Raw genomic sequence first — 18,388 nt, 5'->3', positions numbered from 1 at the left:
CGTGGGGCCACCGACCCGGGAGGGCCGACCCGGGGCCACCGACCCGGGGTAGCCGACCGGGACCACCGACCCGGGGTAGCCGACCGGGACCACGTCGCCACCTGGGACCACCTCGGCACCGCCTCGTCGCCCCTGGGCCCACGCCTACGCCGTACCAGCCTTGCGGCCAGGCCCGCCCCCGCGTACGTCCCTGCGTGGTCAGGCCCGGCGTACCGGCTTGGGGGCCAAGCCCGGCGTACAGCTCGCGGTCAGGCCCCCGCCGGCTGCCGCACGTTGGCCCGCACCCACTCCACGATCGAGGTCGTGGTGGCCCCGGGGGTGAAGATCTCCGCGACGCCCTTCTCCTTCAGCGGCGCGATGTCCGCCTCCGGGATGATGCCGCCGCCGAACACCAGGATGTCCTGCGCGTCCCGCTCCCTCAGCAGCTCCAGCACCCGCGCGAACAACGTGTTGTGCGCCCCGGACAGGATGGAGAGGCCGATCGCGTCGGCGTCCTCCTGGATCGCGGTGTCCACCACCTGCTCGGGCGTCTGGTGCAGCCCGGTGTAGATGACCTCCATACCGGCGTCACGCAACGCCCGCGCGATCACCTTGGCCCCGCGGTCGTGCCCGTCGAGCCCCGGCTTGGCGACCACCACGCGGATCGGCCCGGCTGCCACACCCATCACTGCCTCCATGTACCGATGTCCGTACCGAATCCGTACCCACAACCATCTGTTCGAGCACAGATACCCCGCACCGCACCGGCCGGGGAAGTGAACGAACGTTATCCACAGCATCCCGCAAGCGGCAGTTTCGCGGTGGGGAGGGAGGGGGAAATCACACGATGGGACACGTTCGCTGCGCGCCGTCCACCGACCCGGGGTTCACGCTCCGCACCGGACCAAGCGCGAGGGGAGCCGCGACGAGATCGCCGCGCCACCATGCCGTCAGCCGCACGGCGTGGTGGTCCGGTGCACCGGCGACATCACGGGGCCATGGAGCAGCCTCATCAGGGCGGCGCACGCCACGCCATCGCGGAACCGACTTGTCGCCCATGACTCCCCCTAGGGCACACGGGGGAGGAAGACGCCTTCCCGTGCGCCGTCGGGAGGTCGACGATGCCGATCACGGGGGCCCGCCCCTTTCGCTTCCGCAGCTTGCCGCTGCCAAAATTGACCGCGCTGCTGCCTCTGCCGTCGCCGGCCCTGCCCGCTGCGCCCGCGCTGCCTTCCCTGGCCGCCCTGCACGCGAAAGCGGCGGGCCGCGTCTCCCTGGCCCTCCTGAAGTCGACCGCCCTGGAGGTGGCGCTTTTCGCGGGCCACCTCGCCCTCTACCCCTCGGGCGTCATCCAGGAGCGCCGCACGGCCCCCCTCCAGCCGCCCCCGGACGCCCCGCGCCTCCCCCGGGACGGCAGGCCTCCGGTTCTTCTCCTGCACGGGTTCATAGACAACCGCTCCGTCTTCGTCCTGCTCCGCCGCGCCCTGTCCCAGGACGGCGGACGCCGCGTGGAGTCGCTCAACTACTCCCCGTTGACCTGCGACATCCGGACCGCCGCCGAACTGCTCGGCCGCCACGTCGAGGAACTCTGCGAGCGCACGGGCCACCGCCGCGTGGACATCGTCGGCCACAGCCTCGGTGGCCTGATCGCCCGCTACTACGCGCAGCGCCTCGGCGGGGACGTACGCGTACGCACACTCGTCACGCTCGGCACCCCGCACGCGGGCACCCGGGTGGCACCTCTCGCGGACGCGCACCCGATCGTGCGGCAGATGCGCCCCGGCTCCGCCGTGATCGAGGAGCTGAAGGAACCGGCACCGGACTGCCGCACCCAATTCGTGTGCTTCTGGAGCGATCTGGACCGGATCATGGACCCGCGGGAAACGGCGTGCGTCGACCATCCCGACCTGCTCGCGCAGAACATCCAGGTAACCGGAATCGGCCATCTCGCATTGCCGGTGCACCCGGCGGTCGCGAACGGCATACGCCAGGCACTCGACCTGATGAACCCGGGAGCCGACGCAAGGGAAAAACCGGGTGGGCTCACGGTCGCCTGACCACGAACGGGCATCGGCCACGGACCCGATCCACACCCTCAGGCGTCGAACGCAACTCGAACGCAGGGCCAAGCCTGTGCCCACAGTCCCCCGAAAGACGGCCGAATGCCCGTTTCTTGGGAGGGTGAAACCTGCCGAAGATTGTCGCGCCCGCGTACCGCCGGGTACAGTCGCCGCACCGCTCTGCCCCTGCTGCCGAGGCGAAAGAGAAGTTGGTGAACGACCGTCACCCGTCGGGGAGCTCGACTCCCCAGCCCTCGGCACCCGGCGCCGACCACGCGTCCTACGCGACGTACGAACCGCCGAGCGTCCAGCACGGCGGCCACGGTTACGAGGCCTACTCCACCGCCGGTTTCGACACCGGCACCTTCGCCGCCGACCCGCTCTTCGGCGACATGCCCGGCACCGAGTACGACACGGGCCAGTGGGCGACCACCACGGCCACCCAGGAGCAGCCGGCCGCCTACGACACGTACGCAGGTCAGCACCACGCCGCCGCGTACGACACCGGCAGCTACGACACCACCTCCGCCTGGCCGACCGGCGGTTACCCGCATCTCGCCGACATCCCCGCCCAGCCGGGCCCGGACAACTCGGGCCAGTGGGACGCCACCGCCTGGAACGAGGGCCCCTCGACCGGCCAGTGGGAGACGCAGGCCGCCGAGACGCAGACCTTTGAGACGGACGCCTTCGGCACGGAAACAGGCTCGTTCGACACGGGTTCATTCGACGCCGCCGCGTGGAACTCCCCCGACCGGACGCCCGGGGCGCGCGAGGAACACGAGGGCCGCGAGGCAAACGAAGCGCACGAGAACCAGGGGGCGCACAACTCGTCGCACGAGCCGCACGACGCGCCCCTTTCGTACGAGCCCGCGGAATCCGAGGATGCGCAGCCGTACGAACTCACCGAGCAGTACGAGATCGCCGCCGACGCCCCGTACACGGCCGCGGAGCCCGAACCGGCGCTCGATGGCCCGGCCCCCGGGTCGCGTGCCGCCGCCCGAGGCAAGACCGGCGGCTCCGGTGCGGGCCGCTCACGGACCCGACGCCGCACCCCCGCCAAGCGCTCCGCCCTATTCACCGTCGCCGTGCCCTCGGCCTGCGTGATGGGCGTCGCCGGAGTGGCCGCCGCCTCCGTGGGCAGCTTCGGCGGCGACGAGGGCAAGGAGACGACGGCCTCGGCCCCGGACTCCGCCCCGGTGAAGCCCTCCACCGCCAACAGCAAGCTGGACACCCAGCTGGCGAATCTCTCCGCGGACGCGGGCGACTTCGCGGACCGCGCGAGCCGTACGCAGGAACGTATCGACCTGAAGGCCGAGAAGGTCGCCGCCCAGAAGAAGGCGGCCGCGGAAGCGGCACGCAAGGAGCGGCTCCGCCCGAAGTTCGCGCTGCCGGTGAAGCAGCACGGCCTGAGCGCGCAGTACGGCCAGGCCGGCGTCAACTGGATGTCGGCGCACTCCGGCATCGACTTCCCCGTGTCGTACGGCACGGAGGTCTACGCCGCGACCGACGGCACCGTGACCACGAAGTGGAACAGCGCCTACGGCAACATGGCGATCGTGACCGCCAAGGACGGCACGGAGACGTGGTACTGCCACCTCTCCTCGCACAAGATCTCCAGCGGCCCCGTGAAGGCGGGCGAGACGATCGCCTTCTCCGGGAACTCCGGGAACTCCACGGGACCGCACCTGCACTTCGAGGTGCGGCCCAGCGGCGGCTCGGCGATCGACCCGCTGCCGTGGCTGCGCAGCCACGGCCTCGACCCGCTGTAACTCCCGTCGCCGCTCCCGGCGTTGCCGTTACAGCTTCTCGACCGGCGCGTACCGCAGCAGGAGCCGCTTCGGCTTGGGCTCGCCGAAGTCCACCGTCGCCTCGGCGTTCGCACCCGTGCCCTTCACCCCGACCACGGTCCCGAGACCGAACTGGTCGTGCGTGACCCGGTCCCCGATCGCCAGTGAGACCACCGGCTTCTCCGAGGCGCGGCGGGTGGCGAAGCCCTGCGCCCCGCCCGTGCGCGAGCGCGAGGAGGACAGCGACGAGGCGATGCCCGCGGCGGGACCCGACGACGCGAGGGCGCCGACGGAGCCCTTCCGCTTCCAGTCCAGATACGTATCCGGAATCTCTTCCAGGAAGCGCGACGGCGGGTTGTACGAGGGCTGGCCCCAGGCGCTGCGCATCGAGGACCGCGTGAGGTAGAGCCGCTCGCGCGCGCGGGTGATGCCCACGTAGGCCAGGCGGCGCTCCTCCTCCAGCTCCTTGACCTGCCCGAGAGCGCGCATGTGCGGGAAGACGCCGTCCTCCATGCCGGTCAGGAACACCACCGGGAACTCAAGGCCCTTCGCGGTGTGCAGCGTCATGAGGGTGATGACTCCGGAGCCGTCGTCCTCCTCATCCGGAATCTGGTCGGAGTCGGCGACGAGCGCGACGCGCTCCAGGAAGTCGGAGAGCGTGCCGGCCGGAGCGACGGCCCCCTCGTCGGCTTCCGCCTGGCCGTCCTCCTGGGCACCGGCCGCCTGGGCGTTCTCCTGCTCGAACTCCAGCGCGACCGCGGCGAGTTCCTGGAGGTTCTCGATGCGGGTCTCGTCCTGCGGGTCCGTCGAGGCCTGCAACTCCGCGAGGTAGCCGGTCCGTTCGAGCACGGCCTCCAGGACGACGGCCGGGCCCGCGCCGGACTCGACGATGGTCCGCAGCTCCTCCATGAGCGTGTTGAACCGCCTGACGGCGTTGGTCGAACGGGCCGCCATTCCGTACGCCTCGTCGACGCGGCGCAGCGCCTGCGGGAAGGAGATCTTCTCGCGCTGCGCCAGCGCGTCGATCATCGCCTCGGCGCGGTCGCCGATGCCCCTCTTGGGGACGTTCAGGATGCGGCGCAGCGGGACCGCGTCCTCGGGGTTGGCGAGAACGCGCAGGTAGGCCAGCACATCGCGGACCTCCTTGCGCTCGTAGAAGCGGACGCCGCCGACGACCTTGTAGGGCAGGCCGACGCGGATGAAGATCTCTTCGAAGACGCGGGACTGGGCGTTCGTGCGGTAGAAGATCGCGACGTCGCCGGCCTTCGCCTCGCCCGCGTCCGTGAGCCGGTCGATCTCGTCGGCGACGAACTGCGCCTCGTCGTGCTCGGTGTCGGCCACATAGCCGGTGATACGGGCGCCCGCGCCCTGGTTGGTCCAGAGGTTCTTCGGGCGGCGGCTCTCGTTCCGCTCGATGACCGCGTTCGCGGCGCTCAGGATCGTCTGCGTGGAGCGGTAGTTCTGCTCCAGGAGGATCGTGGTGGCGTCGGTGTAGTCCTCCTCGAACTGGAGGATGTTGCGGATGGTGGCGCCGCGGAAGGCGTAGATCGACTGGTCGGCGTCACCCACCACGCACAGCTCGGCCGGATCGTCGCCCTCGCCTCCGGAGGGGCCGACCAGCTCGCGCACCAGGGCGTACTGCGCGTGGTTCGTGTCCTGGTACTCGTCGACCATGACGTGCCGGAAGCGGCGGCGGTAGTGCTCGGCGACGTCCGGGAAGGCGCGCAGGAGGTGCACCGTCGTCATGATCAGGTCGTCGAAGTCCAGCGCGTTCGCCTCGCGCAGGCGCGACTGGTACATGGCGTAGGCCTGGGCGAGGGTCTTCTCGAAGCCGTCGGCGGCCTGGGCGGCGAAGTCCTCCTCGTCGATCAGCTCGTTCTTCAGGTTGGAGATCTTGGCGCTGAAGGACTTCGGCGGGAACTTCTTCGGGTCGAGGTCCAGGTCGCGGCAGACCAGGGCCATCAGACGCTTGGAGTCCGCGGCGTCGTAGATCGAGAAGGAGGACGTGAAGCCGAGCTTCTTGTACTCGCGGCGCAGGATGCGGACACAGGCGCTGTGGAAGGTCGAGACCCACATCGCGTTGGCCCGGGGGCCCACGAGCTGCTCGACGCGCTCCTTCATCTCGCCCGCGGCCTTGTTCGTGAAGGTGATCGCGAGGATCTGCCCGGGGTGCACACCGCGCTGCGCGAGGAGGTACGCGATGCGGTGGGTCAGCACGCGGGTCTTGCCGGAACCGGCACCGGCGACGATGAGCAGCGGGGAGCCGGCGTGCACGACCGCCGCGCGCTGGTTCTCGTTCAGCCCCTCCAGGAGCGTCGCCGGGTCGATGACCGGGCGCGGGGCGCCGTCGCGGTAGTGCGTGTCCCGGGTCATGGGCACGTCGAATTTCCCGCTGAACAAGTCGTCCGGAACCGGTTCCGGAGCGCTGTCCTCGGGCGGCGGCGGGGGCTCTTCGTCCGCGGCCCGGGAAGGCTGCAGGTCCGCCAGGAAGCTGTCATCAAAGAGGCTGCTCATCGCCTCCCGAGTCTAGGCGGCCCCACTGACAACCCGCCCCGGGTTCCGGCCACCTTCCTCCCCGACCCGCCTCACCTACGCCCCGCCCGCGCCCGGTCACGCTCCGCCACCCACGAGCCGAACCGTCCCAGGGGTCCCGCGAAGTAACGGAAAAGTATCGGGCATATCGAACATCAACCTTCACACGCGCCACACGAGTTGGCTAGCGTGCTCCGCGGGCCGCCCGTCCCCCACCGGCGAACACGCCGGGAGCGGGCCGCCTCCGCCGAGTCCGACGTGTTCGGAGCCGGGGACCCACCGAAAACTTGGGGTGAATCGGTCCCGTACGAAGTACGGGACCGTAGGGCAACCTTCCGGATCAGCCGCCCGAACCCGACAGCTAACCCGGTAGGCGGTCTACGGAAGGAGTCGCCTCCCTTGGCGTCGCACCGCAAGCCGCGGACCCGGACGGTCGGAATGACCGGACTCGCCGGAATCCCCGGAATACGCACCGCTCCCGCCGTCGGCATCACGACGGCCGCCCTCACCTCCGTGGCGCTCCTGTCACAGAGCGCGCAGGCGGCCCCCTCCACGCCGGGTAAGCCCAGTCTCGAAGAGGTGCGGAAGAAGGTCGACGACCTGTACCACCAGGCGGGCGTGGCCACCCAGAGGTACAACGCGGCCAAGGAGAAGACCGAGAAGCAGCGCAAGAAGGTCGGCCGGCTGCTCGACCATGTCGCCGAGCGCGCGGACAAGCTGAACGAGGCGCGCCAGGAACTCGGCTCCTTCGCCGCCGCCCAGTACCGCACCGGGGCCGTCTCCCACACCGCCACGATGATGCTCGCCGAGGACCCGCAGGGCTACTTCGACCAGAACCACCTGGCGGACCGGCTCACCAAGCGGCAGAAGAAGGCCGTCGACGACTACCAGACGCAGCAGGCGTCGGCGACGAAGCAGCGTACGAAGGCCGCGCGGAGCCTGGAGACGCTGAGCGACTCACGGGACAGCCTCAGGACGAGCAAGCGGACCGTCCAGAAGAAGCTGGGCGAGGCACGTGAGCTTCTCTCGGAGCTGACCGCCGAGGAGAAGGCCCGGCTCGCCGTGATCGAGCGGCAGAAGGAACGGGAGGCCAAGCGCAAGGCCGAGGAACTGGCCCGCAAGGAGGCGGCCGAGGCGGAGCGCAAGCGCAAGGCGCAGGAGGCGGCCCAGAAGGAGCGGAAGGAGCAGGGAGAGGGGGGAGGGAAGGGCCAGGGCACAGGTTCAGGCTCCGGTCCCGGCTCGGACACCGGTTCCGGTTCCGGCTCCGGTTCTGGCCCCGACTCCGGCGCTGGTTCCGGCTCCGGAAGCGCCGACGGCGGTTACGCCACCAAGGCCGCGAAGGTCATCGCCTTCGCGGAGGCGCAGATCGGCAAGCCGTACGTCTGGGGCGCGACCGGGCCCGACTCCTACGACTGCTCCGGGCTCACCCAGGACGCGTGGAAGGCCGCGGGGATCACGCTGCCGCGCACGACGTGGGACCAGGTGAAGGCCGGTACCACCGTGAAGACCGCCGACGCCGAACCCGGTGACCTGGTCTTCTTCTACGACGACATCAGCCACCTAGGGATCTACATCGGTGGCGGCAAGATGATCCACGCCCCGAAGCCGGGTGCGAAGGTCCGCGTCGAGTCGATCTTCTCCATGCCGATCCACAGCATGGTGCGCCCGGCGTAACCGCGCCCCGGCGTCACCGCGGAAAAACACCCTCTACGCGCGCGTGGCCCGCACTTCCGGAGAAGTGCGGGCCACGCGCGCGTAGAGGGTCGTTCGCAGGATCAGGTCCACAGCACGGCGATGAAGATGTTCGCCGTGGTCAGCAGCCCCACCGCGCCGAACACGCCCTTGTCGATCTTCTCCTCGTCCCGCTTCACGTAGACCAGCGCGAGGATCAAGATCAGGACGGCCATCTTGATGCCGATCTTGACGTTGTTGACCGCGTTGTCGTCCGCCTGGTTGAGGCCCACGAGGGCCACGCCGGTGACGAGCATGGTCAGCGCGCCGTGCAGCATCGCGGGACTGAAGCGGGCGGTGCCCTGGCCCATCTGCTTCATCTGGGTCAGGAAGCCGCCCAGGAGCGAGGCGATGCCGATGATGTGCAGGCCGACGAAGAGATGGATGAGTACGTCCATGAGGCCGGAGCCTAGCCGGGCCCCGCACCGCCCCTCACAGGCGGGCTCCGGGGCGGGGCCCAGGGGCGGGCGTAGGGGTGGGCGTAGGGGTGGGCGCACCCCCAGGCCCATACCACCCTCTGCCGGGCAGGCAGGGCACAAACCGCCCCATTGGTCACAGCTGTCCACGAAGCCGCCCTCGACCCGTCAGTACCGCGGACAGGCGCGGTCACGATTCCGACCTTCTCCGGCAGTTGCGCACAATCCTCCTCCGGGCCGTGACGCCCAGGTTTAGCGTCCTTCACCAGGTGACCGGCTCCCCATCGCCGCCCCCGCTCAGGGCGGCAGTCGGACACCCCCGCCGAGAAACCCGGTGGCGGCCCGTCCCCCTGTGCGGGCCGCCACCGGCCAGCTAAGGAGCACCTTCGTGGCAGCGCACCGCAAGCCCAAACAGCGCTCGCTCAGCGGCCCCGCGGCCCGCACCGCCGCCACCCTCGCTCTCGCGGGAGCCGCCTCGGTGGCCGCGTTCGACGGCTCGGGACACGCGGACCCCCGGCTCAGCCCCGCCGAAGTGAAGGTCAAGGTCGACGCCCTCTACCGCGAGGCGGAGATCGCCACCGAGAAGTACAACGGCGCGAAGGAGAAGGCCGAGAAAGCCGAGAAGTCGCTCGACGCACTGCGCGACGAGGCGGCCCGCAAGGCGGAGAAACTCAACGCCGCCCGCAACGACCTGGGTTCCTACGCCACAGCGCAGTACCGCGCGGGCGGCATCACCCCTTCCATGCAACTCGCGCTCTCCTCCGACCCCGATCAGTTCCTGGACCGCGCCTCCCTCGCCGACCGGGCGGGCAGCCGCCAGGCCGCGGCCCTCAACGGTGTACGCAAGAGGCTCCAGCAGGTCGCCCAGCTGCGCGCCGAGGCCGATGGCCGCCTCGCCACCCTCCGCGCGCGCCAGACGGACCTGCGGAAACACAAGAAGACCGTCACCGGCAAGCTTGCCGAGGCCAAGCGGCTGCTGGCCCGGCTCACCGAGGAACAGCGCGTGGAGTACGCGCGGCTCGCGGACGGGAATCAGGGTCGTGACAGCGGCCGAGCCGCCCGTTCGGACACCCGCCACACTCCGCTCAGCGGCACCGGCAGCGGTACCACCCAGGCCCCCAACACCCGCGCGGCCGCCGCCGTTGCCTACGCGTACCGAGCCATCGGCAGCCCCTACGTGTGGGGCGCGACGGGTCCGAGCGCCTTCGACTGCTCAGGGCTGATCCAGGCCGCGTACCGCTCGGCCGGCGTCTCACTGCCGCGCACCACCTACGCCCAGATCGCAGCGGGCCAGCGCATCCCGCGCTCCGCGCTGCGCCCCGGTGACCTGGTGTTCTACTACTCCGGCATCAGTCACGTCGGCATGTATGTGGGCAACGGCCGGATGATCCACGCCCCCAACCCGGGCGCCCCGGTGCGGATCGCTCCGATCGACGAGATGCCGTTCGCCGGTGCCACCCGGGTGGTGTGAACCGGCCCGCCCGCCCCCAGTACTGTCGGGCCCATGCCCAGCCGTACGTTGCCGCCGCCTCCCCCTCCCCCGTATCTGCGGACCTGGCCGGACCGGCAAGCCCTGCTCACCGACCGCGGCCTGGCCCTGCAGGAACTGCTCAGGCGGCACCTGGGGGTACACCGGCTTCTCTTCCTGTGGCTGTGCGGAGCCGCCGCCGTCATCGGCTGGGCGCTGCTGATGCAGCCGGTCAAGCTCATCGAGGAGAAGGACCCCACAGGCATCATCCTCGGCCCGGTCCTCGCGATCCTCGGCCTCGCGGCGCTGGCCCCCGCCGTGGTCGGCGTCGTCTTCAGCACCCGCCGCGACCGACGGATACGGGAACTCGCCGACGCCTGGCTCGCATTGGACCGCCACCCCGCCTCCGACGCCCGGCTGCGCGCCCCCGGCCTCAGCCTCCTCTGGCTCCTGTCCTCCCTCGCCGTCTCCGCCCTCGGCCTATGGGCGTCCTTCGCGTCGGCCGCGTACGCCGAACCCGGCCACCAGACCTACGCCGACGTCGCCCTCGGCATGGGCGTCGGTCTGATCCTGTGGCTGACGGGCCTCCTGGGCGCCGCCAAGGCCCTCAACCACTACCGCTGGGCACTGCGGATGCTGAGCCCCTCGACTGCGGCAACGGCCGCACAGGTCCCTTAGCCTCGGCGCATTCCGTAGGTCCGCCAGCCCTCAGCGCGTGCCGTAGGTCCCAGCTCGCGGGGCCTCCCTGGATGTCGTGGGTTCTTCCCGCTCCGACCGATCCGTCAAGCCCCGACAAACACAGGCACAGGCCCTGCCCCTCAGACCAGCCGTCGCGCCGTCGCCCACCGTGTCAGCTCGTGGCGGTTGGACAACTGGAGCTTCCTCAGGACCGCCGAGACATGCGACTCGACCGTCTTCACGGAGATGTAGAGCTGCTTGGCGATCTCCTTGTACGCGTACCCGCGCGCGATGAGCCGCAGGACTTCCCGCTCCCGCTGCGTGAGCCGGTCCAGGTCCTCGTCGATCGGAGGCGCGTCGGTGGAGGCGAAGGCGTCCAGGACGAAGCCCGCCAGCCGCGGCGAGAACACCGCGTCGCCGTCCTGCACGCGGAAGATGGAGTCCACCAGGTCCGTACCGGTGATGGTCTTGGTGACATAGCCGCGGGCACCGCCCCGGATGACCCCGATGACGTCCTCGGCGGCGTCCGACACCGAGAGCGCCAGAAAGCGCACCGGGTTCTCCGCGTCGGACATCAACGGAGCGCAGCGGCGCAGCACTTCCACGCCACCGCCCCCGGGGAGGTGCACGTCCAGCAGGACGACTTCGGGGCGCGCGGCCGTGATGACCGTGACCGCCTGGTCGACGTCGGCGGCCTCGCCGACCACCTCCACGCCCGTGATGTCCGTCCGGCCGATCTCCGCCTGCACCCCGGTGCGGAACATCCGGTGGTCGTCGACGAGGACGACCCGCACACGACGCCCACCCGCACCGCCCTCGTCCGACCCGGTCGGCTCCGCGGGTTCGCCCGCCTCGGTCGCGTCGCTCATGTCGTCGCCGTCCTCTCCATCTCCAGCTCGACTTCCGTGCCGCCGCCGGGCACCGCGCGCAACCGCGCCGTGCCGCCATTGCGCTGCATGCGGCCGATGATCGATTCTCGTACGCCCATGCGGTCGTCGGGCACCGAATCCAGGTCGAATCCGGGGCCGCGGTCCCGGACGGAGACGAACACCGTCTCTCCCTCGACTTCTGCGAAGACCTGCACCGCGCCGCCCTCGCCACCGTACTTGGCGGCATTCACCATGGCTTCCCTCGCGGCCTGCATCTGCGCGGTGAGCCGCTCGTCGAGCGGGCAGTCACCGACCACGACGACCTCGATCGGGACACCGTGCTTGTCCTCCACCTCCGCCGCGCTCTGGCGGACCGCTTCGGCGAGGGTCTCGGGCTCCTCGTCCTCGTCCTTGCCGTTGCCCTCGGGTCTGTAGAGCCAGGCCCGCAGGTCGCGCTCCTGGGCCCGGGCGAGACGGCGCACCTCACTCGGGCTCTCCGCGTTGCGCTGGATCAGGGTGAGGGTGTGCAGCACCGAGTCGTGCACATGGGCGGCGACCTCGGCTCTCTCCTGGGCGCGGATGCGCATCAGCCGCTCCTCGGAGAGATCCTGCGCCATCCGGACGAGGTAGGGACCCGCGAGGAGCGCGACGCCGACGAGCACGGCGAGGGCGGCCTGGAGCACCGCGCCCAGGTGGGCGGCCGAACCCTGGAGCACGAAGATCCCGGACACGCCGGCGCCGACCAGGAGGACGCCGGCGGCCGACCGGGCGAGCGTCAGGGTGCGTCTGCGCCGCCCCACGGCCACCCAGCGGGCCCGGCGGGCGTTGTCGGCCTGCCGCCAGACCAGGGCGACACCCGCGGCGACGAGCAGGGTCGGGACGACATACGCCTTCGTCGAGCCGTCCAGGTCCACATTGCCGACGAAGACCATGGAGACGACGACCATCGCGAGGAGCGCGACGATCTGCCCCTTGTCCGGCTTGCGGGCCACGAGTCTGCGGCGGCCGTCCGCCGAAGTCTCGGTCATGGGCGAAGGCGGCCGCTCGGAGTCGACGCCGCCGACGCCGAGCGGGACGAAGAACCAGAACGCCGCGTACAGCAAGGCGCCGAGGCCGTCCGCCGTGAACAGGCCGACGAAGATGAGGCGGACCCAGATCACCGGCAACCCGAGATGTCCCGCGAGGCCGCGTGCGACACCGCCGAGCCAACGTCCGTCACCGCTGCGGTAGAGCTTGCGCAGCGGTCGGACGTCGTCGAGGGGAGGGGCAGCGGCTTCCGGCATGCCTCGATGTTCACACGGGGGCGCGGGCACGGACATCAGGGTCGAGCCCCGAGACTTCCCTGATCTCGACCCCTGGCTCGTCCCTGTCAGGGCCGAGGCCCGAGGAGTCTCAGGGGCGATATCAGGGTCGGGCCAGGGTTTTCCCGACTGCCGCGGCGGGCCCGCGGCGGTCACCATGGACACATGACAGATCAGCAGCCCGCCGAGACGGAGACCGAGGCCGCCATCCGCGGCGCCCTGCGCGACGCGTATGGCGCGCCGGAAGGTCCCGCGGGCGCGCACGACCCGGGCCTGCCCGCGGAGGAGCGGAAGTTCCGCCGCGACCGCCGGCACCGAAGGCTCGGTGGTGTGTGCGCGGGGCTCGGGCGGCACTGCGACATGGACCCGGTGATCTTCCGAATCGGTGTCGCGGTCCTCGCCATCACGAGCGGCCTCGGCCTGGTCTTCTACGGCTTCGCCTGGCTCTGCGTGCCGTACGAGGACGAGGAGGAGAACGAGGCGCGCAGGCTCCTCTCCGGCCGGGTCGACGGTCAGGCGCTGACGGCCGTGCTCTTCGCGCTCGTCGGCTGCGGCGTCTTCCTCACCTTGTTGAACAACGGCGGGGCGCTCACCTTCGCCGCCGTCCTGACCCTTCTCCTCGCGGGTGCGGGGTACTGGTCGCAGCAGCGCGGGGCCCCGGACTCGGACCCGGTCGCCGCTCAGGCCGCGGCGGACGCCCCGCCCGAGGCGAAGGCGCCACCGGTCGCCGGGAGCCCTTCCTGGTGGCGTGATCCCCTCGTGAAGGACGGCACACACGACGGGCTCTCCGGTTACTTCTGGGGGCCCGAGGGCCTCGACATCGCCTATCAGCCGACGGGCCACCGAGGCGTGCCCCGCGCCAAGGCCGCGGCCGCCCCGCCGCCCCAGCCGCGCCGGATCGGCGGCTGGGTGTTCCTGCTCGCGTTGGTCGCGGGTGGCCTCGGCACCGGCCTGACCTGGGAGAGCCAGCCGCTCGGCACGACACTGCAGACCGGCCTCGCCTGCGCCCTCGCGGTCTTCGGTCTCGGCATCGCGGTCAGTGCCTTCCTTGGGCGCACGGGGGCCGGTTCGATCGTGCTCGCGGTGCTGACCGCCGGACTCCTCGCCGCCACGGCCGCCCTGCCGAAGAACATCACGACGCACTACACGCACACGGACTGGATACCGGCGACGGCAGCGGACGTCCGTTCCCAGTACGAGCTGGGTCTCGGCACGGGCACCCTCGACCTCAGCAAGATCGACGTCGGCAAGGGCCGGACGCTGAAGACCGGCGCCGAGGCCGGCGCGGGTGGCCTCAGAGTGATCGTGCCGAAGGACGCCACCGTGCGGCTGCACGCGGAAGTGGGCGTCGGCGACATCGTGTTGCCGGACGACAAGGGCAAGGACCTGGACATCGCGCCGGGCCGGGAGAAGAAGGTGACGCTGAAGCCGCCCTCCGGCGGCGAGGACGGCGGCACGATCGATCTGCGGCTCGAAGTGGGCGTCGGACAAGCGAAGGTGACCCGTGCTACGTCATGAACTCCACCCCGGCAAGCTGGTGGCAGGCCTCTTCCTGCTGGCGGTCGCCGTCGTGTACGCGGGCGATGCCGGCGGCGCGTGGGAAGCGCCGTGGTTCGTGGCCCTCCCGCTGGTGATGGTCGGCCTGTTGCTCGCGGGCGTCGCGGCGGCGCTCCATGGGATACGCCCGCGCGGCGCGGCCCGTCGCCGCGGTCACGCCCGAGACCTCGAAGAGCCGCGGGAGTAGCTCCCGGACGCCCCCCCGCCAGAGGCTCAGTGCTCAGAGGCTGAGTGCCTGGCGGAGCCCCAGGAGTTCCTGCGGCGGGCGGCGAGCAGGGCATCCAGGGAGAGGACGGAGGCCCCGGCGAGCACCAGCGGCAACCAGGCCATCAGATACACCAGGTCGTTGCCGTAGTAGTAGGGCTCGGTGGACCAACTGACCGTGAGCCACAGGCTGAGCGAGATCAGCGCACCACCGAGCGCGGCGATCCGAGCGAACAGGCCGAGCAGGGTGCCGATGCCGACGGCGAGTTCACCGAGGGCAATGGCATAGCCGAAGCCGACGGGGTTCTTGAGGGAGAGGTCGACCAGAGCCGGGATCGCGGAGATGTCGCGGACGCCCTCCATCATCTCGTCGATCGAGCCGGTTCCGTCCGCGCGCATGAAGGAGTTGTCCGTGAGTTTGTCCAGGCCGGCGTAGATGAAGGTGACGCCGAGGAAGATCCGCAGAGGGAGCAGGGCGTAGCGGGTGGCGGACTGCCGCCAGTCGTCCCGCCGGGGGTGTCTGGTGTGGCTGTCGGTCCGGATGCCGTGAGCCATGGCTGTGCCGCCTCTCCCGTAGGCCCTGTCTTCTGACCTTACGTACGGGAGGGAACTGCTGTTCACCACCGTGCGACAGGGATGCACGACACCGGAAACGAAGCCCCAGGGGGAGGCTCTGATGCGTCAGCCGAGGTGGGTCGGCCGATGGCCTGGCCTGTGCAGCCGGTGGCTGGGTCCGTTGGCTCAGTCCGTGACGTCGATCGTGACGCGGTTCGTCTCCACGCCCGCGGCGGTGACGACCTGCACGTCGACCCGGCCCGGCTCGACGTCGACCGGCACGGGCACGGTCAGCGTCGCGTCGGCCGGATTGCTGAAGCCGCCGGGCACCGGCACGAGCGGCACGTGGACGTGCACGGCGCCAATCCTGACGACCATGCGGGCAAGCCGGTCCGCGTCGCCGGCACCGGGTGGCACGAAGCCCGCACCGCGGATCTCGATGTCGTCGCCCGTGCGGATCGGGGCGTCGAGATCACCGGCCTCCCGGGCGCGGACCACGGAGAGGATCACGGGGCGGCCGCCTTCGGAGTACTTCCCCGCGAGGTACGTCGCGGCCGACACCAGGACCAGTACGGCGAGCCCCCACGGCAGATCGGGCAGCTGCTCGGGCCGCCGCGCGAGGCGCACGGCGGCGAAGACCACGGCGACGGCGCTGACCAGGACATACTGCGCGTCGGTGAAGCTGCCGCGACCCGCGTCGTCGGTGAGCGTGTCGGCGGCCCGGGGTCGGTCCGCCCGCACCTTCTGCAACCGCTGGCCCAGGACGCGCAGGCCCACCACCCTGCGGACGAGGACGGCGACCCCGCACACCACGGCGAGGACGGTCACGACCCCCGCGGCACGGCCGAGCTCCAGCCCTGCGATCAGCTCGTCGCGCTGCCCACGCCCCGATGCCGCAGCCAACTGCCCGGCGAGGACCAGCACCGCGAAGACGACGAGGAGCACCCAGCAGGCGGCGACCGCACGTGAGGTGGAGAGCCGGTTGTCCTCGCCGATCACCGGTGCGAGGACGCCGCCGCGCTCGCGGTGGACGTATGCCGCGCCGGTCAGCAGACCGCCCACCACCAGCCCGGCGAGCAGGCCCGCCGTGCGCGCCGCCGACCAGCCGGTGCCGATCGCGGTGAGCGCCTGGACGAGGAGGAGGACGCCGAAGGAACCCCAGACGACGCCGAGCGTGCGCGTCCACAGGCGCCGTAGCCAGGCCTCGCCCTCTGCCCTGCCGCGCTCCGCGACGGTTCGCGCGGACTGCGTCAGCTCGTCCGACACCCACTGGCGCGACGCGCCCGCCGAGTGCGCGACGGCGGCGGGCAGCCCTTGCCCGGCCGCCAGTTCATCGCGCTTGGTGAGGAACGCGGCCACGGCGCGCCGGTGCCCCTCGCGCGCGCCGTGCGGGCAGCCGCCGCACGTGCAGCCGCCCCCGTGCGCGCCCTGTCTCGCCTCCTGCACCGCCACCGCGTACGCCGCCTTCCCCACCCTCGGAGCCTTTGAGGCCTGTTGTGAACTGCCTAGCAGAGAAAGGGAATTGTGCCGCACTGAAAGGCGAGCGAATCCCACGGGTCAGGTCAGCGGGGGTGAATGGGCCACGCGCGCGTTGACGGAGCGGCCGCGGGGGCCGGCCGCTGCCTCAGGCCAGCAGGTCCGGTTCGCTGCGGCTGATGTCCTGCCACAGGGGCTGGTAGTTGATCCACGCGACGAGATCGCTGCCGAGTTGCTCACGGGTCTGCACCGCCTGCTTGTGGCCGATCAGCACCGGGCGACCCGCGGCGCGTGCGCTCAGCTGGACCTGGCAGGAGCGCTCCATGGAGAGGAACCACCAGGCCGCGGCGTCGACGGAGTCCCCCACGGTGAGCAGGCCGTGGTTGCGCAGGATCACCGCCTTGTGGCCGCCGAGCGCGGTCGCGATCCTGCGCCCCTCCTCGGTGTCCACGACGACGCCGGTGTAGCCGTCGTACAGCGCGTGGCTCTCGTAGAAGGCGCAGGCCTCCTGGGTGATCGGGTCCAGGAGTTCGCCGAGCGTGGAGAGGGCGCGGCCGTGCAGCGAATGGCAGTGGGCGACAGCGACGACTTCGGGCCTGGCCAGGTGCGCCTGGGCGTGCACGGTGAAGGCGGCCTGGTTGACGTGGTGACGCCCTTCGACCACCTGGCCGTCGGCGTTGGCGAGGACGAGATCGCTGACGGTGATGTGCTTGAAGGGCATTCCGAAGGGGTTCACCCAGAAGCAGTCCGTGTGTTCCGGGTCCCGCGCGGTGATGTGCCCGGAGACCCCGTCCTCGTACCCGAGCCGTCCGAAGATCCGCAGTGCCCCGGCGAGGCGTTCCTTCCGATGCCGGCGTTCGTCCGCCGCCGAGTCGTGCACGGGCGGCAGCGTGAACTGCAAACGTTCGACGGGGATCGGTGTGGGCGCCTGCATGTGTCCTCCATCCCTGGCCGTACGAGGCGGAAGGTACCGGTGGCACGTACAGGAGAACAGGGGGGCGCCGCCGCCCGGGAGAGGCGGAAGCGAGGAAGGTCGGAGAGGTCCGGGGACGGGGTGCGCAAAGGCGACAGGAGATGTCGGGTATCGGCGACACACTCAAGGCATGTCGTACAACTGGGAAGCCTTCGTCGCGGCGGAGCCCGGCCTCGCCGAGATCGTCGAGAAGCGCTTCGGCGCGTTCACCCACCATGTCCTCGCCACGCTGCGCAAGGACGGAGCGCCGCGTACCACCGGGCTCGAGGTCCGGTTCCTGTCCGGGGAGTTGTGGCTGGGCATGATGCCGGGCTCTCTCAAGGCGCTCGACCTGCGCCGGGACCCGCGGTTCGCGCTCCAGGCGAATCCGGGGTCCGGTTCCGACATGGCGGGCGGCGACGTCCGTATCGCGGGACGGGCCGTGGAGGTGCGGGACCCTCAGGTCGTCGCGCGTTATGCGGACGCGGTCAATCCGCCGGACCCCGCGGCTTTCCATCTCTTCCGCACCGAACTGACGGAGGTGGTCCGCACGTACATCGAGGACGGGACGTACCTGGCGGTACAGCTGTGGAAGCCCGGCGCACCCCTGCGGACGACGCGTCGGACGTGACTCGACGGCCCAGCCCACGGCCCAACCGGTGGCCCACCCGGCGGCTCACGCGTCGACCGGCGCCGCACCCGGCATCGCACCGCATGGCACCACACGCGACGTCACGCCGGGCGCCCGGCCGCGCGCTCGACCGTGGGCCGGGTCGTCTGCGGGGCCGCGCGCCGAGCAGAGTCCCGCCGCCCCCACACAGCG

The 18,388-nt window shown here is 71.1% G+C and carries 16 protein-coding genes and 1 riboswitch; of the genes, 8 read left to right on the top strand and 8 right to left on the bottom strand.

The features are described 5' to 3' along the window. Window positions 1–248: 248 nt before the first annotated feature. A complete protein-coding gene (locus J2N69_RS22485; RefSeq protein ID WP_230902345.1) occupies window positions 249–665 on the bottom strand; it encodes a cobalamin B12-binding domain-containing protein in 417 nt (138 codons plus the stop codon). A gap of 435 nt (window positions 666–1,100) precedes the next feature. Between J2N69_RS22485 and J2N69_RS22480 the strand changes: the two genes are divergently transcribed. Both J2N69_RS22480 and J2N69_RS22475 read left to right on the top strand, forming a co-directional pair. After that, on the top strand, window positions 1,101–2,036 hold the full coding sequence (locus J2N69_RS22480; protein ID WP_230902344.1) for an esterase/lipase family protein: 936 nt from the start codon (window positions 1,101–1,103) through the stop codon (window positions 2,034–2,036). Window positions 2,037–2,251: 215 nt separating this feature from the next. Continuing rightward, window positions 2,252–3,808, top strand: a complete 1,557-nt coding sequence (locus tag J2N69_RS22475; RefSeq protein ID WP_230902343.1) for a M23 family metallopeptidase — start codon at window positions 2,252–2,254, stop codon at window positions 3,806–3,808. Window positions 3,809–3,835: 27 nt separating this feature from the next. Here the strand turns inward: J2N69_RS22475 and pcrA are convergent, their stop codons facing one another. Next, a complete protein-coding gene (gene pcrA / locus J2N69_RS22470; protein WP_230902342.1) occupies window positions 3,836–6,340 on the bottom strand; it encodes a DNA helicase PcrA in 2,505 nt (834 codons plus the stop codon). Window positions 6,341–6,593: 253 nt separating this feature from the next. Further along, window positions 6,594–6,749, top strand: a riboswitch (cyclic di-AMP (ydaO/yuaA leader). Between the two features lie 8 nt (window positions 6,750–6,757). Between pcrA and J2N69_RS22465 the strand changes: the two genes are divergently transcribed. Next, complete coding sequence (locus tag J2N69_RS22465; RefSeq protein WP_408056772.1) at window positions 6,758–8,032, top strand: C40 family peptidase; 1,275 nt, start codon at window positions 6,758–6,760, stop codon at window positions 8,030–8,032. Window positions 8,033–8,133: 101 nt separating this feature from the next. Here J2N69_RS22465 and J2N69_RS22460 read toward each other — a convergent pair whose 3' ends face one another. After that, complete coding sequence (locus tag J2N69_RS22460) at window positions 8,134–8,487, bottom strand: hypothetical protein (RefSeq protein WP_230902341.1); 354 nt, start codon at window positions 8,485–8,487, stop codon at window positions 8,134–8,136. A gap of 406 nt (window positions 8,488–8,893) precedes the next feature. Between J2N69_RS22460 and J2N69_RS22455 the strand changes: the two genes are divergently transcribed. Continuing rightward, window positions 8,894–9,976: a C40 family peptidase gene (locus tag J2N69_RS22455; RefSeq protein ID WP_230902340.1), complete on the top strand. Its 1,083-nt coding sequence runs from the start codon at window positions 8,894–8,896 to the stop codon at window positions 9,974–9,976. A gap of 33 nt (window positions 9,977–10,009) precedes the next feature. Continuing rightward, window positions 10,010–10,651, top strand: coding sequence for a hypothetical protein (locus J2N69_RS22450; RefSeq protein ID WP_230902339.1), 642 nt, complete (start codon window positions 10,010–10,012; stop codon window positions 10,649–10,651). Between the two features lie 140 nt (window positions 10,652–10,791). Here the strand turns inward: J2N69_RS22450 and J2N69_RS22445 are convergent, their stop codons facing one another. Both J2N69_RS22445 and J2N69_RS22440 read right to left on the bottom strand, forming a co-directional pair. Continuing rightward, window positions 10,792–11,520, bottom strand: a complete 729-nt coding sequence (locus tag J2N69_RS22445) for a LuxR C-terminal-related transcriptional regulator (RefSeq protein ID WP_230902338.1) — start codon at window positions 11,518–11,520, stop codon at window positions 10,792–10,794. After that, window positions 11,517–12,803, bottom strand: coding sequence for an ATP-binding protein (locus J2N69_RS22440; RefSeq protein WP_127909709.1), 1,287 nt, complete (start codon window positions 12,801–12,803; stop codon window positions 11,517–11,519). Before J2N69_RS22440 ends, J2N69_RS22445 begins: the two co-directional genes overlap by 4 nt. Window positions 12,804–12,986: 183 nt before the next feature. Here J2N69_RS22440 and J2N69_RS22435 point away from each other — a divergent pair, with 183 nt between their 5' ends. After that, the gene (locus tag J2N69_RS22435) at window positions 12,987–14,339 is read left to right on the top strand and encodes a PspC domain-containing protein (protein ID WP_230902337.1); all 1,353 of its coding nucleotides are present in this window, start codon (window positions 12,987–12,989) and stop codon (window positions 14,337–14,339) included. Further along, window positions 14,326–14,565: a hypothetical protein gene (locus J2N69_RS22430; RefSeq protein WP_230902336.1), complete on the top strand. Its 240-nt coding sequence runs from the start codon at window positions 14,326–14,328 to the stop codon at window positions 14,563–14,565. The genes J2N69_RS22435 and J2N69_RS22430 overlap by 14 nt, the downstream gene beginning before the upstream one ends. A 26-nt stretch (window positions 14,566–14,591) precedes the next feature. On the opposite strand, the gene J2N69_RS22425 is transcribed toward J2N69_RS22430, so the two are convergent. From J2N69_RS22425 to J2N69_RS22415, 3 genes are all read right to left on the bottom strand, one after another. Continuing rightward, window positions 14,592–15,137, bottom strand: coding sequence for a DoxX family protein (locus J2N69_RS22425; protein WP_230902335.1), 546 nt, complete (start codon window positions 15,135–15,137; stop codon window positions 14,592–14,594). Window positions 15,138–15,323: 186 nt separating this feature from the next. Continuing rightward, window positions 15,324–16,589, bottom strand: a complete 1,266-nt coding sequence (locus J2N69_RS22420; RefSeq protein ID WP_230904819.1) for a hypothetical protein — start codon at window positions 16,587–16,589, stop codon at window positions 15,324–15,326. Between the two features lie 172 nt (window positions 16,590–16,761). Next, window positions 16,762–17,547: a class II aldolase/adducin family protein gene (locus J2N69_RS22415; RefSeq protein ID WP_230902334.1), complete on the bottom strand. Its 786-nt coding sequence runs from the start codon at window positions 17,545–17,547 to the stop codon at window positions 16,762–16,764. Window positions 17,548–17,716: 169 nt separating this feature from the next. On the opposite strand from J2N69_RS22415, the gene J2N69_RS22410 reads away from it, so the two are divergent. Further along, on the top strand, window positions 17,717–18,196 hold the full coding sequence (locus tag J2N69_RS22410; protein ID WP_230902333.1) for a pyridoxamine 5'-phosphate oxidase family protein: 480 nt from the start codon (window positions 17,717–17,719) through the stop codon (window positions 18,194–18,196). Window positions 18,197–18,388: the final 192 nt, after the last annotated feature.

Origin of the sequence: Streptomyces huasconensis (assembly GCF_021028635.1) — a bacterium.
Lineage (GTDB): Bacteria > Actinomycetota > Actinomycetes > Streptomycetales > Streptomycetaceae > Streptomyces > Streptomyces huasconensis.
This window is presented reverse-complemented; position numbering and strand designations above follow the sequence as displayed.

Excerpts from the sequence above, each read along its gene's own strand:
- J2N69_RS22485 (WP_230902345.1), bottom strand. The coding sequence starts at position 665 with ATGGGTGTGGCAGCCGGGCCGATCCGCGTGGTGGTCGCCAAGCCGGGG.
- J2N69_RS22480 (WP_230902344.1), top strand. The coding sequence starts at position 1,101 with ATGCCGATCACGGGGGCCCGCCCCTTTCGCTTCCGCAGCTTGCCGCTG.
- pcrA (WP_230902342.1), bottom strand. The coding sequence starts at position 6,340 with ATGAGCAGCCTCTTTGATGACAGCTTCCTGGCGGACCTGCAGCCTTCC.
- J2N69_RS22460 (WP_230902341.1), bottom strand. The coding sequence starts at position 8,487 with ATGGACGTACTCATCCATCTCTTCGTCGGCCTGCACATCATCGGCATC.
- J2N69_RS22450 (WP_230902339.1), top strand. The coding sequence starts at position 10,010 with ATGCCCAGCCGTACGTTGCCGCCGCCTCCCCCTCCCCCGTATCTGCGG.
- J2N69_RS22445 (WP_230902338.1), bottom strand. The coding sequence starts at position 11,520 with ATGAGCGACGCGACCGAGGCGGGCGAACCCGCGGAGCCGACCGGGTCG.
- J2N69_RS22440 (WP_127909709.1), bottom strand. The coding sequence starts at position 12,803 with ATGCCGGAAGCCGCTGCCCCTCCCCTCGACGACGTCCGACCGCTGCGC.
- J2N69_RS22435 (WP_230902337.1), top strand. The coding sequence starts at position 12,987 with ATGACAGATCAGCAGCCCGCCGAGACGGAGACCGAGGCCGCCATCCGC.
- J2N69_RS22425 (WP_230902335.1), bottom strand. The coding sequence starts at position 15,137 with ATGGCTCACGGCATCCGGACCGACAGCCACACCAGACACCCCCGGCGG.
- J2N69_RS22415 (WP_230902334.1), bottom strand. The coding sequence starts at position 17,547 with ATGCAGGCGCCCACACCGATCCCCGTCGAACGTTTGCAGTTCACGCTG.
- J2N69_RS22410 (WP_230902333.1), top strand. The coding sequence starts at position 17,717 with ATGTCGTACAACTGGGAAGCCTTCGTCGCGGCGGAGCCCGGCCTCGCC.